Source organism: Cedecea colo (assembly GCF_011808225.1).
GTDB classification, from domain to species: Bacteria; Pseudomonadota; Gammaproteobacteria; order Enterobacterales; family Enterobacteriaceae; genus Dryocola; species Dryocola colo.
Genome location: NZ_SOYS01000012.1, coordinates 1 through 12,821 on the forward strand (window position 1 = coordinate 1; position 12,821 = coordinate 12,821).

The 12,821-nt window shown below is 52.2% G+C and carries 13 protein-coding genes, 1 tRNA gene and 3 rRNA genes; 4 read left to right on the forward strand and 13 right to left on the reverse strand.

What is annotated here, in order from left to right; all coding sequences use genetic code 11:
* The 4 genes from E2L00_RS19050 to rrf (E2L00_RS19065) all read left to right on the forward strand — a co-directional run.
* Nucleotides 1–206: ribosomal RNA gene (locus tag E2L00_RS19050) — 23S ribosomal RNA — on the forward strand; the annotation flags it as partial.
* Between the two features lie 106 nt (nucleotides 207–312).
* A 5S ribosomal RNA gene (rrf, locus tag E2L00_RS19055) occupies nucleotides 313–428 on the forward strand.
* A 51-nt stretch (nucleotides 429–479) separates the two neighbouring features.
* Nucleotides 480–555, forward strand: a tRNA-Thr gene (locus E2L00_RS19060).
* 39 nt (nucleotides 556–594) lie between these two features.
* Nucleotides 595–710, forward strand: a 5S ribosomal RNA gene (gene rrf / locus E2L00_RS19065).
* A 65-nt stretch (nucleotides 711–775) separates the two neighbouring features.
* On the opposite strand, the gene E2L00_RS19070 is transcribed toward rrf (E2L00_RS19065), so the two are convergent.
* The 13 genes from E2L00_RS19070 to aroQ form a co-directional block, all read right to left on the reverse strand.
* A complete protein-coding gene (locus E2L00_RS19070) occupies nucleotides 776–1,534 on the reverse strand; it encodes an amino acid ABC transporter ATP-binding protein (protein WP_167614527.1) in 759 nt (252 codons plus the stop codon).
* An 8-nt stretch (nucleotides 1,535–1,542) separates the two neighbouring features.
* Entirely contained in the window at nucleotides 1,543–2,643 is a 1,101-nt protein-coding gene (locus E2L00_RS19075; protein ID WP_167614528.1) for an amino acid ABC transporter permease, read from the reverse strand.
* 9 nt (nucleotides 2,644–2,652) lie between these two features.
* A complete protein-coding gene (locus E2L00_RS19080) occupies nucleotides 2,653–3,834 on the reverse strand; it encodes an amino acid ABC transporter permease (protein ID WP_167614529.1) in 1,182 nt (393 codons plus the stop codon).
* A 70-nt stretch (nucleotides 3,835–3,904) separates the two neighbouring features.
* Nucleotides 3,905–4,930: an amino acid ABC transporter substrate-binding protein gene (locus tag E2L00_RS19085; protein WP_167614530.1), complete on the reverse strand. Its 1,026-nt coding sequence runs from the start codon at nucleotides 4,928–4,930 to the stop codon at nucleotides 3,905–3,907.
* A 383-nt stretch (nucleotides 4,931–5,313) separates the two neighbouring features.
* Nucleotides 5,314–5,535 (reverse strand): putative periplasmic lipoprotein, encoded by a 222-nt coding sequence (locus tag E2L00_RS19090; RefSeq protein ID WP_167614531.1) that lies wholly within the window; start codon nucleotides 5,533–5,535, stop codon nucleotides 5,314–5,316.
* A 299-nt stretch (nucleotides 5,536–5,834) separates the two neighbouring features.
* Nucleotides 5,835–6,131 carry a DNA-binding transcriptional regulator Fis gene (gene fis, locus E2L00_RS19095; RefSeq protein WP_000462905.1) on the reverse strand — a complete coding sequence of 99 codons (297 nt, stop codon included), beginning with the start codon at nucleotides 6,129–6,131 and terminating at the stop codon, nucleotides 5,835–5,837.
* Nucleotides 6,132–6,156: 25 nt separating this feature from the next.
* Nucleotides 6,157–7,122, reverse strand: a complete 966-nt coding sequence (gene dusB, locus E2L00_RS19100; RefSeq protein ID WP_167614532.1) for a tRNA dihydrouridine synthase DusB — start codon at nucleotides 7,120–7,122, stop codon at nucleotides 6,157–6,159.
* 337 nt (nucleotides 7,123–7,459) lie between these two features.
* A complete protein-coding gene (gene prmA, locus E2L00_RS19105; RefSeq protein WP_167614533.1) occupies nucleotides 7,460–8,341 on the reverse strand; it encodes a 50S ribosomal protein L11 methyltransferase in 882 nt (293 codons plus the stop codon).
* Between the two features lie 11 nt (nucleotides 8,342–8,352).
* Nucleotides 8,353–9,807, reverse strand: coding sequence for a sodium/pantothenate symporter (panF, locus tag E2L00_RS19110; protein ID WP_167614534.1), 1,455 nt, complete (start codon nucleotides 9,805–9,807; stop codon nucleotides 8,353–8,355).
* A complete protein-coding gene (locus E2L00_RS19115; protein ID WP_167614535.1) occupies nucleotides 9,797–10,039 on the reverse strand; it encodes a YhdT family protein in 243 nt (80 codons plus the stop codon). Before E2L00_RS19115 ends, panF begins: the two co-directional genes overlap by 11 nt.
* Before the next feature lie 348 nt (nucleotides 10,040–10,387).
* On the reverse strand, nucleotides 10,388–11,734 hold the full coding sequence (gene accC / locus E2L00_RS19120; protein ID WP_167614536.1) for an acetyl-CoA carboxylase biotin carboxylase subunit: 1,347 nt from the start codon (nucleotides 11,732–11,734) through the stop codon (nucleotides 10,388–10,390).
* Between the two features lie 10 nt (nucleotides 11,735–11,744).
* Nucleotides 11,745–12,224, reverse strand: a complete 480-nt coding sequence (accB, locus tag E2L00_RS19125) for an acetyl-CoA carboxylase biotin carboxyl carrier protein (protein ID WP_167614537.1) — start codon at nucleotides 12,222–12,224, stop codon at nucleotides 11,745–11,747.
* Nucleotides 12,225–12,245: 21 nt separating this feature from the next.
* Nucleotides 12,246–12,698, reverse strand: a complete 453-nt coding sequence (aroQ, locus tag E2L00_RS19130) for a type II 3-dehydroquinate dehydratase (RefSeq protein WP_167614538.1) — start codon at nucleotides 12,696–12,698, stop codon at nucleotides 12,246–12,248.
* Nucleotides 12,699–12,821 lie beyond the last annotated feature (123 nt).

The following is a 12,821-nucleotide window of genomic DNA, read 5'->3' on the forward strand; positions in this document are numbered from 1 at the left end:
CATGCCAATGGCACTGCCCGGTAGCTAAATGCGGAAAAGATAAGCGCTGAAAGCATCTAAGCGCGAAACTTGCCCCGAGATGAGTTCTCCCTGAGCCTTTAAGGCTCCTGAAGGAACGTTGAAGACGACGACGTTGATAGGCTGGGTGTGTAAGTGCAGCGATGCATTGAGCTAACCAGTACTAATGATCCGTGAGGCTTAACCTTACAACACCGAAGGTGTTTTGGTGAGAGACGATAATTTGATTTTCAGCTGAATTCCGAGATTAAACATTGATGGTCATGAGAATGACGGTTAATGAAACAGAATATGCCTGGCGGCAACAGCGCGGTGGTCCCACCTGACCCCATGCCGAACTCAGAAGTGAAACGCCGTAGCGCCGATGGTAGTGTGGGGTCTCCCCATGCGAGAGTAGGGAACTGCCAGGCTTCAAATTAGTAAAGTTTGCTTTTAAAGCAGGCTGTTATAAGAATTAGCGTGCTGATATGGCTCAGTTGGTAGAGCGCACCCTTGGTAAGGGTGAGGTCCCCAGTTCGACTCTGGGTATCAGCACCAGTTTTTAGGTTAAAGTTCGGTGATTTAATAAAGAATTTGCCTGGCGGCAACAGCGCGGTGGTCCCACCTGACCCCATGCCGAACTCAGAAGTGAAACGCCGTAGCGCCGATGGTAGTGTGGGGTCTCCCCATGCGAGAGTAGGGAACTGCCAGGCTCCAAATAAACAAAAAGGCCATCCGTAAGGATGGCCTTTTTGTTTTGCATAACGACCAGGATATATCAATGTATAACCTGCGACAGAAATGCGCGCGTACGCTCTGACTTTGGATGGGCAAAGAATTCATCCGGCGGAGCCTGCTCTACTATCTCACCGCGATCCATAAAGATCACCCTGTCTGCGACCGTCTTGGCGAAGCCCATTTCGTGCGTTACGCACAGCATCGTCATGCCTGACTGTGCAAGGCTAATCATGGTATCCAGCACTTCCTTGACCATTTCTGGATCGAGCGCCGAAGTGGGTTCATCAAACAGCATTATCCTGGGCTTCATACACAGCGAGCGGGCGATCGCCACGCGCTGCTGCTGTCCACCGGAGATTTGGCCGGGAAACTTATGGGCATGCTCCGCGATGCGTACCCGCTCCAGATAATGCATACCAAGCTCTTCGGCTTCCCTCTTCGGCATCTTTTTCACCCAAACTGGCGCCAGCGTGCAGTTCTGCAGCACGGTCAGATGAGGGAAGAGGTTAAAATGCTGGAAAACCATCCCTACCTCAGTGCGCACTTTCTCGATATTGCGTAAATCATCATTCAGTTCCGTTCCGTCTACAACGATACGACCTTTTTGATGCTCTTCGAGATGGTTAATACAGCGGATGGTGGTTGATTTGCCGGATCCTGACGGTCCGCAAAGCACGATACGCTCACCCTGCTTAACCTGCAGGTTTATATCCTTCAAAACGTGAAACTGCCCGAACCATTTATTCACGTTCTCAAGGAGGATCATCGCATCAGCAGGTTGCATAATAGTTTGGCTCATTTTTATCCTCAGTGCGGTGCTCGCCCGGTATTAAAGCGCTTTTCCAGGTGTTGGCTGTAGCGCGACATGCTGAAACAGAAAGCCCAATAGATCAGGGCGGCAAAAACGTAACCTTCGGTGGACATGCCCAGCCAGGCGGGATCTACGGTAGCCTGTTGCACGCTACTAAAGAGATCGAACAAACCGATGATGATCACCAGGCTTGTATCCTTAAACAGCGCGATGATCGTATTGACCAGTCCCGGGATCACCAGTTTTAACGCCTGCGGTAAAATCACCAGCCCTTGTGTTTTCCAGTAGCCCAGCGCCAGAGATTCTGCCGCCTCGTATTGGCCTTTAGGCAATGCCTGTAAGCCACCGCGGACCACTTCGGCGACGTAAGCCGACTGGAACAGGATCACGCCGACAAGGGCACGAATCAGCTTGTCGATGCTTGTGCCTTCCGCAAGGAACAGCGGCAGCATGACCGACGACATAAACAGTACGGTGATCAGCGGAACGCCACGCCAGAACTCGATAAATACAACCGATAATATTCTTACCACCGGCATGCGAGAGCGGCGTCCGAGCGCCAGCAGGATCCCCAGTGGCAAAGCGCCAGCTATCCCTACGGAAGCAATGATAAGCGTTAATGTCAGTCCACCCCACTGGCGGGTTTCCACACGCTCAAGCCCCAGAAAACCGCCATACATCAACCACCAGACAACCAGCGGGTAGATGATTGCCCAGGCCGCAATATAGCGCCCGCGACGAGGCATAGCATTCCAGAACATTGGTACAATGGAGAGCAGGCCGATAATCAACGCGAGATTGATGCGCCAGCGCTGATCGTGCGGATAAAGCCCATACATAAACTGGCCGAAGCGGGCATGAATGAATACCCAGCACGCTCCTTCTTTGGTGCAGTCGGCTCGCGTCTCGCCAAACCAGTTCGCCTGGAAAATGGCCCAGTTAAGCAGCGGCGGAATAAGCTGCCACATCATCCATAAACAGAAAAGCGTCAGCAGGCTGTTGGACCAGCTCGAAAACAGATTCTTACGAACCCATTGCACCGGACCCGAACGCGCGGCTTTGGGAGGCGCCTGATGGGAGGTTAAGGCTTTCGTCATCATGGTTCCTTAGCGCTCAATCAGGGCTATGCGGCGGTTATAGATATTCATCAGCAATGAGATGCCCAGGCTGATAATCAGATAAACCGACATAGTAATAGCAATGGTTTCAATGGCCTGTCCGGTCTGGTTTAGCACCGTACCCGCAAACAGCGACACCATATCCGGATAGCCGATAGCCGCCGCCAGTGAAGAGTTTTTCACGATGTTGAGATACTGGCTGGTCAGAGGCGGAATAATGACCCGCAGGGCCTGAGGAATAATGACCTGGCGTAACGTCACCGTATTGGGCAGCGCAAGGGAGCGAGCGGCTTCATGCTGACCATAGGGTACTGACTGGATACCAGAGCGGATAATCTCTGCGATAAAAGCTGAGGTATAAACCGACAGGGCGAGAGTTAAAGCCGCCAGTTCAGGGATCAGAACCATCCCGCCGCGGAAGTTAAAGCCGCGTAAGGCAGGCACGTCCCAGTGCAGTGCAGCGCCGAAAATCCACTGCGCTATAGCCGGGAGTAAAAGCAATAATCCAAGAGCGACAGGCCATGTACGACGAAGCTGCCCGGTTTTGATTTGATGCGTTTTGTTATAGCGAAAGAGGCCAGCAGAAACGGCAATCGCCACTATTATCGCGACAACAAAAGCCAGGGTTCCTTCTCCCAACTGCGGCGAAGGAATATATAACCCGCGGTTGCTGAGAAAGAGCAGATCAAAGGCATTCACCGCCTGACGAGGCCCTGGCAGGTTACGAAGCACGGCAAAGTACCAGAAAAAGATCTGCAACAGCGGCGGGATATTCCGGAACGTCTCAATGTAGATGGTCGACAGTTTACGTAGCAGCCAGTTTTCAGACAGGCGGGCGAGGCCCAGAAAGAAACCGATGAAGGACGCAAACAGGATACACAGCGCGGATACCAGTAAGGTATTCAATAATCCGACCACAAAAACCCGGCCGTAAGTATCGCCCTGCTCATAATCAATAAGATGCTGGACGATGCCAAAACCGGCGCTGCGGTCGAGGAACGCAAAACCTGAGGTGATACCGCGATTATTAAGGTTAGTAATAGTGTTGTGTATCAGGTAAGCCGCAATGCCAACAACGATAGCGACGGCAATAATCTGATACAGCCATGCACGAAACCTGGGATTAGAAAAGGAGAAATCTCCTTTTACGGTTGGGCGACGTTGGAACATAAGCGAACCTCAGTAACGTAAACTCAAACCCTGGGCACCACCTGAGCGGTGCCCATTTCTGACGTTTCGCTTAGCGAACGGGCGGAGCGTACTGGATGCCGCCTTTGTTCCACAGGTTGTTCTGGCCGCGTTTAATTTTCAGCGGGCTTTCAGAGCCGACGTTGTGCTCGAAAATCTCGGCGTAGTTGCCGACCTGTTTAACGATGTTATAAGCCCATTTGTTGTCGAGCTTCAGGTCTTTGCCAAAATCGCCCTCTTTGCCTAACAGGTGCGCCATATCTGGCGTGGTTGGATTCGCGGCCATCTGGTCGACATTTTTAGAATCCACGCCCATCTCTTCGGCATTCAGCATGGCGAACAATGTCCAGCGCACGATGGCGAACCAGTCTTCATCGCCGCGACGAACTACCGGGCCCAGCGGCTCTTTGGAAATCACTTCTGGCAGAACGATCCATTCAGCCGGATTGCTCAGCTTAATACGCAGCGCGTATAGCTGGGATTGATCGGAGGCAAGCGTATCGCAGCGGCCTGATTCCAGCGCCTTAGCGGATTCGTCTGAGCGATCGAAGGTTACCGGCGTGTAATTCATCTTATTGGCTTTAAAGTAGTCCGCCACGTTCAGCTCGGTGTCAGTGCCGGCCTGGATACAAACCGTTGCGCCATCCAGCTCTTTAGCGCTCTTCAGGCCAGCTTTGTTATGCGTCAGGAAGCCGATGCCGTCGTAATAGGTCACGCCGGTGAAAATCATGCCCATGCCCGCATCGCGCGAAGAAGTCCAGGTGGTATTACGAGACAGAATATCCACTTCGCCAGACTGTAATGCGGTGAATCTTTCTTTGGCGGTCAGCGGCGTGTATTTAACTTTAGTGGCATCGCCAAATACCGCAGCGGCCACGCCACGACAAACGTCCACATCAATACCGGTGAATTTGCCGCTCGCGTCGGCATAAGAGAAACCCGGCAAGCCGTCACTGATGCCGCACTGCACAAAACCTTTCTTTTTCACTGCATCGAGCGAGGTCCCGGCATGAGCCTGACCTGCAATGGCTAACAACGAACCGGCTGCAACCAGAGTGGCTAATATTAACTTTTTCATAATGCATCCTGTGTGTAGAAATTATCGTTATATTTGTGGCTCCCTGAGGCGCCGTTTTCCTGCCTGTGGCATCCGCCAGTTTCTTTAAAGCAAAGGCAATGCCAGGATTGCAGCGGACGTATCGCGTGCACGTTTGCCGCAGTAAGCTGAGTGTAGACAGGAAAATATGCGCTCAACGCCCCGAATCGGTGCAAAACTGAAACCTGCGCCACATTTCGGAGCAAAAAATGCTCAGGATTTGATAGGGCGAAAGGAGCTGGTTTCAGGCGTTAATAGTAGCGACGGTAGTATTCAGACAGGAATGTGAGAATTATCACGATGTGGATGCAAAAAGGGGAACAGAAAAAACAAAAAGCGCGGGGGGTTACCCGCGCTTTTCAACGTTATTTTGTCAGAGCGACGATACCCAGGGTTAAACCTGCAACGGCCGCCGCGCCACCGGCGATAGCGCCTGCTGTTTCCCAGTTATCCTGCGTTGTGCCTTTCATACAGGTGTTGGTATGCACCAGACGGCCCTGATCGTCGTAGACCGGCACGCAAGGCGAGTTGGTCGCGCATCCAGCGAGAAGCGTGGAAAGCACAGCGGCAGCAATTAACTTTTTCATTTTCAAACCTCATTGATACAAACCCCGGGGCAGGGACGACTCTCGCTGGTGCGCCGGGAAGCGCACTGAGCCTTCGCAAAATCCACCCCGGCGTGAATGTGCTTATTTTATCATCGTCATCAATACACAAGGAGAAGGGAATAATTGCAATTCATGTGTACTGTAAACAAAGTGGAGAAAAGGGAGAACAGAAACAAAACTATGGAGAAAAAAGGAAGAAAAGCTAATAACCTGGACGATAAAAAAGGCGCTTCCCCATGCCGGTTAGCGCCTTCTTAAACAACACTAACTGATTAGTATCAGTTCATGCCGTATTTTTTCAGCTTTTTGCGCAGCGTACCACGGTTGATGCCCATCATCAGAGCAGCACGGGTTTGGTTGCCACGGGTGTATTGCATCACCATGTCCAACAATGGCTGCTCTACTTCAGCCAGTACCAGCTCATACAGATCGTTTACATCTTGACCATTCAGTTGAGCAAAATAGTTCTTCAGTGCCTGTTTCACGGAGTCACGCAGGGGTTTTTGGGTAACCTGATCCTGAGAGTTAACGGTAGAAACGGTCAGTACGTCAGAATTTACGCGTTGTTCGAACATAGTTCTGTCAGCTCTTTATTTCTGTTTACGCAAAATTTTCGAAGTATGCCTCCAACGCCTCAAGCTGTTCGCTTGCATCCTCAATGGCGTTGAATGTGCGCCGAAACTGGTCATCCGGAGCGTGTTCCTGGAGATACCAGGATACGTGTTTGCGCGCAATTCGGTATCCCTTTACCTGACCATAAAAGTCATGGAGTTCCCGAATATGTGCGCAAAGTAAGCGCTTTACCTCTGCCAGAGGCAGGGGCGGAAGCAACTCTCCAGTGTCCAGATAGTGCTGGATTTCCCGAAAGATCCAGGGTCTTCCCTGAGCTGCACGTCCTATCATCAGAGCATCAGCCCCTGTATAGTCGAGCACAGCTCTGGCTTTAAGCGGGTCAGTAATGTCGCCATTCGCGATAACCGGAATGGAAACTTTCTGCTTAACTGCCCGAATACTGTCGTACTCAGCGTTTCCCTGGAATAAACAGGCGCGTGTGCGTCCGTGAATCGTCAGGGCCTGAATGCCACATTCTTCAGCCAGTTGGGCAATCTCTACACAGTTACGGTGCGCCGTATCCCAGCCAGTGCGAATCTTTAACGTTACAGGAACGTCCACTGCCTTCACTACCGTCGTCACGATAGACTTCACCAGACTCGGGTACTGCAGAAGGGCTGAACCTGCCAGTTTGCGATTCACTTTCTTCGCCGGGCAACCCATATTGATATCAATAATCTGGGCGCCATTAGCCACGTTAATGCGTGCGGCTTCTGCCATCTCTTCAGGATCGCTTCCGGCAATCTGCACGGTGCGAATACCTGGCTCATCAACATGTACCATCCGTAAACGAGATTTGTCGCTCGCCCAAACTTCTGGGTTAGAAGACATCATCTCGGAAACGGTTAACCCTGCTCCCATCTCATAACACAGCGTCCTGAATGGTCTGTCGGTAATGCCAGCCATCGGTGCTGCGATAAGGCGATTTCTGAGCTGGTGGTGTCCGATGCGCATGAGTTAAGAAATGACCATACTGTACCTGCAAGGCGGCGTATATTACGCATTTTTTATCCGAGATGAAAGGACAAACTTTGAGCAATCCGCTGCCGTAGATCGATGAACCATAAAGATGTATCAATTTTTTGTTTTATTTATGCTATTTATCAACGGGTTAATGTCAGTTGGTTGATTTGTGCTCTTTTAAATTTTGCTGAAAATCATCAGCCATTAAGCGCTATTAAAGGCGCTGGCGCCGGATAAACTGCTGGGTTTCTGCGCGATTTCGGCGTTTTTATGCGAGCCGGATCTCATTTTTTTGCCGGGAAAGGGGACGCAACGGCCCCCCAAAACCTTAGCGCTTGATGCCTGTGATACGGCACCACTCTTCTTTTTCGGCAACCGGGTCGAGGATAAATTTATCCGCGTAGGCTTCACAAACGCCTTCCGCCTGGCTTGCCAGCACGCCAGAAAGGCCCAAAAAACCGCCCTGAACGGGCAGGACGCTGATTAACGGCGCCAGTTCACGCAATGGGCCTGCGAGGATATTAGCGACCACCACATCGGCGCTCATGGCTTCTGGCTGATCTTTTGGCAGATATAGCTCCAGACGCTCAGAAACACCGTTACGCTGGGCATTGTCGCGGCTGGCCTGAATTGCCTGCGGATCGATATCGATACCGATGGCTTTCGCCGCACCCAGCTTCAAAGCGGCAATGGCCAGAATGCCGGAGCCGCAGCCGAAATCGATAACGGTTTTGCCTTCCAGATCCAGGCCGTCTAACCATTCAAGGCACAGAGACGTCGTTGGGTGCGTGCCGGTACCAAACGCCAGGCCAGGATCAAGCATCACATTCACGGCATTTGCGTCAGGCACGTCGCGCCAGCTCGGACAAATCCATAAACGCTTCCCGAAACGCATTGGGTGGAAGTTATCCATCCACTCACGCTCCCAGTCTTTATCTTCCAGCTGCTCGATTTTATGGTGGAATCCCTGGCCGAGCAGAGGATGTTTTGCAAGGATGGCGATAACCTCCTGCATATCGGCTTCTGCGTCAAACAGACCAATCACGTCGGTATCGCCCCACAGGCGAGTTTCACCCGGCAGGGGTTCAAATACCGGCGTGTCGTGCGTGTCCTGAAACGTAACGGATACCGATCCGCTTTCAATCAGGGCATCACCGAGTTCTTCAGCGTTCGAGCCGGTAGTATTAATTTTCAGTTGAATCCATGGCATGACGAAACTCTTTATTTATCAGTAGGTGAAACCAGCGCTGGCTCCGGCAGCGTATGGCCAAAGCGGTTGCCGATGATGAAGGCCAGCAAACTTAATAATAGTGAAGGAACAATCGGATGGAAGCTGAACGGCTGGACATTAAAGCTTGCCAGCAGAGCGTACAGCACGCCGCCGACGATCATCGCGCTCAACGCCCCCGCCGCATTAGCACGCTCCCAGTACAGACCCAGCACCAGCGGCCAGAGGAATACTGCTTCAAGGCCGCCAAAAGCGAGCAGGTTAAGCCAGATGATCATCTCCGGCGGATGCCACGCGGCAAGCAATAACAATACGCCTAATATCAGCGTGATCGCGGAGGACATTCGCTTAAGCAGTTTTTCATTGCGGATCTGCTCGGGACGCATATTGAGATAGAGATCCTTGACGATCGTCGCCGAAGACTGAAGAAGCTGAGCGTTAATGGTCGACATAATGGCGGCCATCGGTGCTGCAAGGAAGATCCCCGCGGCAACGGGCGGCAGTACCGTTACCATAAGCGTTGGAATAACCAGATCGGGTACGTGTAAATCTGGCAGCACGGCCCGTCCCAGCGCGCCCGCCAGATGCATTCCGAGCATCAACACGGCCACAACAATAGTGCCCAGAATAATGCCGCGGTGAACGGCCTTGCTGTCTTTATAGGAGATACAGCGCACGGCGGTATGGGGCAAACCAATTACGCCAAAGCACACCAGCACCCAGAACGAGGTCATAAAGGCTGGCGAAAGAATATCGTCCGCACCCTGCGGTGAAACCAGTTTCGGGTCGATATTCTGAAGTTTATCCACGGCGCTTTCCAGGCCTCCTGCGGCATGCACCACGCCAATCAACAGCAGCACGGTGCCAAGCAACATCACCAGCCCCTGCATGGCATCGTTTAACACGCTGGCACGAAAACCACCGAATGCGGTGTAGAGCGCAATACTGATGCCAAAGATCAGCAGGCCGGTTTCGTAAGGAATACCCGCAGCGGTTTCGAGCAGACGTGCACCACCGATAAACTGCACCGTCATTGCGCCGATAAACGCAACCAGCAGGCTCAGGCTTGCCAGCCAGACCAGCAGGCGGCTCTGGTAGCGGGCATAAAGCATGTCGTTGAGCGTTACCGCGTTGTAACGGCGGGCCAGAATGGCAAACTTCTTCCCTAAAATGCCTAAGGCTAACCAGACTGCGGGGAGCTGAATCATCGCCAGCAGCACCCAGCCCAGACCGTATTTATAGGCGGCGCCGGGCCCACCGATAAACGAACTGGCGCTGATATAGGTAGCCGTCAGCGTCATCGCCAGCACAAATCCGCCCATCGAGCGGCTGCCGAGGAAATATTCGTTCAGAAAATTACCGCTGCTCCGCTTGCGCATAGCGTAAATAGATAAACCAAACACCACGAGCAGATAAGCAACGAGGGGCAGGACCACTTCAGGCCGCATTGTCGTCCTCCAGCGGAATATCACGGAAGATAAATTTCACCATCATCCAGCACAGCAGAATAAAGACCAGCGGTACCAGCAGACAGGCCATCTCAAACCAGTGCGGCAGGCCCGTCGGGCCGATCGTATTGCCAGGTAAGTAAGCAGCCACTAACCAAGCTGCGAGGTAGGCCAGGGTTAGCCATAGCGCCCAGCGCGCTTCTTTATGGGCCTGAACAAAACGCGTGTCCATTATTGTCCCTTGAGTTCGCGGAAAGCGGCGATTGTAACGCATAGCGGCAGGAGGAGGATCAAAAAAGAAAAGGCCGTATCAGCGGCCTTTTAAGATTACTGTGACCCGTCTCTGGGAGAGAATAAAGCTTGCCATCAACGTAAAAGGCCGCATCAGCGGCCTTTTAAGGTTACTGACAAAGAAGGAAAAAGCGTGGTTTTCCCTTCTTTGTGGTCAGCAGCCGAAAATCAATGAATTGATTTTCCTTGTTCATTATTTGATGACCTCTTCCCGTCCTGGGAGAGAATGAAGCTTGCCATCAACATGAAAGGCCGCATCAGCGGCCTTTTAAGCGACAAGTTGAAAAACTTAGTCCTGAAGACCCAGCTTTTTCTCCAGGTAGTGGATGTTAGTCCCACCGTGCTGGAAATGTTCGTCGTTCATGATGCGGGTCTGCAAATCAACGTTGGTTTTGATGCCGTCGATGATCAGTTCCGCCAGGGCGTTTTTCATACGAGAGATCGCCACTTCACGGGTTTCGCCGTAGCAGATCAGTTTGCCAATCATGGAATCGTAGTACGGCGGCACTGTATAACCGGCGTAAATATGTGATTCCCAACGCACGCCAAAACCACCTGGCGCATGGAAGCGAGTGATTTTGCCCGGGCTTGGCAGGAAGGTGTTCGGGTCTTCGGCGTTAATACGGCATTCCACCGCGTGGCCTTTAACGTGAACTTCATCCTGCTTGATAGACAGCGGCTGACCAGCCGCGATACGCAGCTGCTCTTTAATCAGGTCAACGCCGGTAATCATTTCTGTTACCGGATGTTCAACCTGAATACGGGTGTTCATCTCGATGAAATAGAACTCGCCGTTTTCGAACAGGAACTCGAAGGTGCCCGCACCGCGATAGTTGATATCGACACAGGCTTTCGCGCAACGCTCGCCGATGAATTTACGTAGTTCAGGCGTGATGCCCGGCGCTGGCGCTTCTTCAACGACTTTCTGGTGACGACGCTGCATGGAACAGTCACGTTCTGCCAGATAGATTGCTTTGCCCTGGCCGTCTGCCAGCACCTGAATCTCAATATGGCGTGGATTCTCCAGGTACTTCTCCATATAGACCATGTCGTTGTTGAAAGCAGCTTTCGCTTCCGCACGGGTCATATTAATGGATTGTTCCAGTTCCGCATCGCTGCGGACCACGCGCATACCGCGACCGCCGCCGCCGCCGGACGCTTTGATAATCACCGGGTAGCCAATGCGTTTCGCATGAGCACGGTTTTTATCCATATCGCCGTCTAACGGGCCGTCAGAACCGGGCACGCAAGGCACGCCTGCTTTCTTCATGGCGTTGATTGCGGAAACTTTATCGCCCATCAGGCGGATAGTCTCGGCACGTGGACCAATGAAGATAAAGCCTGAACGTTCAACCTGCTCGGCAAAGTTAGCGTTTTCAGACAGGAAGCCATAGCCCGGGTGAATCGCCACTGCGCCAGTAATTTCAGCGGCAGAGATGATAGCCGGGATATTCAGATAGCTTTTTACGGAAGGAGCCGGGCCAATACAGACCGTCTCATCCGCCAGTAATACGTGTTTTAAGTCGCGGTCCGCGCTTGAATGCACGGCGACAGTCTTGATGCCCAGTTCTTTACAGGCACGAAGAATACGCAGAGCAATCTCGCCACGGTTGGCGATAACAATTTTATCCAGCATGTTCGCCTCGTTACTCGATGACGACCAGCGGCTCGTCATATTCTACCGGTTGACCGTTTTCAAGCAGGATGGCTTTCACCACGCCAGCTTTGTCCGCTTCGATCTGGTTCATCATTTTCATTGCTTCAACGATGCACAGCGTATCGCCAACGTTAACTTTCTGGCCAACTTCAACGAACGCTTTCGCATCCGGGCTTGGGGTACGGTAGAAAGTACCGACCATCGGGGAACGTACGATGTGACCACTGACTTCAGCAGCCGCTGGCGCTTCCATTACCGGTGCGGTGGCAGGAGCAACAGCGTTAGACAGGCCTGGTTGCGGCTGCGGCTGGTACATAGGGGCAGCATAAGCCTGTTGCATCATTGGGTAGCCCGCGTTTGGCGCGCTACGGCTGATACGAACAGACTCTTCGCCTTCAGAAATTTCCAGTTCGGAGATGCCTGATTCTTCAACCAGCTCGATCAGTTTTTTAATCTTACGAATATCCATGAGTGGGTTCCGTACTCTTGTTTAGATGGATTTTGACAGGCGTTTTACCGCCGTCTGTAGTGCATATGAATAACCGTCAGCGCCTAATCCGCAGATAACACCAACGGCTTTATCAGAAAGATACGAATGATGGCGGAACGGTTCGCGCGCGTGCACGTTGCTCAGGTGAATCTCGATAAACGGAATATCCACCGCCAGCAGAGCATCACGCAGCGCAACGCTCGTATGCGTAAACGCGGCCGGATTGATCAGGATAAAGTCGACGTTATCTTTCGCCTGATGAATTCGGTCGAGCAGCGCATATTCCGCGTTCGATTGCAGGTGGCTGAGCGACACGTTGAGGTCTTTCGCTTCGTTTTCAAGCACGTTAATAATCTGTGCCAGCGTCTGGTCGCCGTATTTATCCGGCTCGCGCGTCCCCAGCATATTCAGATTTGGACCGTTCAAAAGCAAAATGTGAAAGTTACCCGACATCGTGCTGCCATCTCCCGCAATGTGTAGGCATTTTACAAAATATATCTAAATTGCCCGGTTGTCACCTTCAGAGCCTGAAAATGGCCCGTCAGGAAAACCAAAGATGCGCATTATAACGATTTC

Bases quoted from the DNA above. Each gene is read 5' to 3' on its own strand.
- E2L00_RS19070 (WP_167614527.1), bottom strand. From the start codon at position 1,534: ATGAGCCAAACTATTATGCAACCTGCTGATGCGATGATCCTCCTTGAG.
- E2L00_RS19075 (WP_167614528.1), bottom strand. From the start codon at position 2,643: ATGACGAAAGCCTTAACCTCCCATCAGGCGCCTCCCAAAGCCGCGCGT.
- E2L00_RS19080 (WP_167614529.1), bottom strand. From the start codon at position 3,834: ATGTTCCAACGTCGCCCAACCGTAAAAGGAGATTTCTCCTTTTCTAAT.
- E2L00_RS19085 (WP_167614530.1), bottom strand. From the start codon at position 4,930: ATGAAAAAGTTAATATTAGCCACTCTGGTTGCAGCCGGTTCGTTGTTA.
- E2L00_RS19090 (WP_167614531.1), bottom strand. From the start codon at position 5,535: ATGAAAAAGTTAATTGCTGCCGCTGTGCTTTCCACGCTTCTCGCTGGA.
- fis (WP_000462905.1), bottom strand. From the start codon at position 6,131: ATGTTCGAACAACGCGTAAATTCTGACGTACTGACCGTTTCTACCGTT.
- dusB (WP_167614532.1), bottom strand. From the start codon at position 7,122: ATGCGCATCGGACACCACCAGCTCAGAAATCGCCTTATCGCAGCACCG.
- prmA (WP_167614533.1), bottom strand. From the start codon at position 8,341: ATGCCATGGATTCAACTGAAAATTAATACTACCGGCTCGAACGCTGAA.
- panF (WP_167614534.1), bottom strand. From the start codon at position 9,807: ATGCGGCCTGAAGTGGTCCTGCCCCTCGTTGCTTATCTGCTCGTGGTG.
- E2L00_RS19115 (WP_167614535.1), bottom strand. From the start codon at position 10,039: ATGGACACGCGTTTTGTTCAGGCCCATAAAGAAGCGCGCTGGGCGCTA.
- accC (WP_167614536.1), bottom strand. From the start codon at position 11,734: ATGCTGGATAAAATTGTTATCGCCAACCGTGGCGAGATTGCTCTGCGT.
- accB (WP_167614537.1), bottom strand. From the start codon at position 12,224: ATGGATATTCGTAAGATTAAAAAACTGATCGAGCTGGTTGAAGAATCA.
- aroQ (WP_167614538.1), bottom strand. From the start codon at position 12,698: ATGTCGGGTAACTTTCACATTTTGCTTTTGAACGGTCCAAATCTGAAT.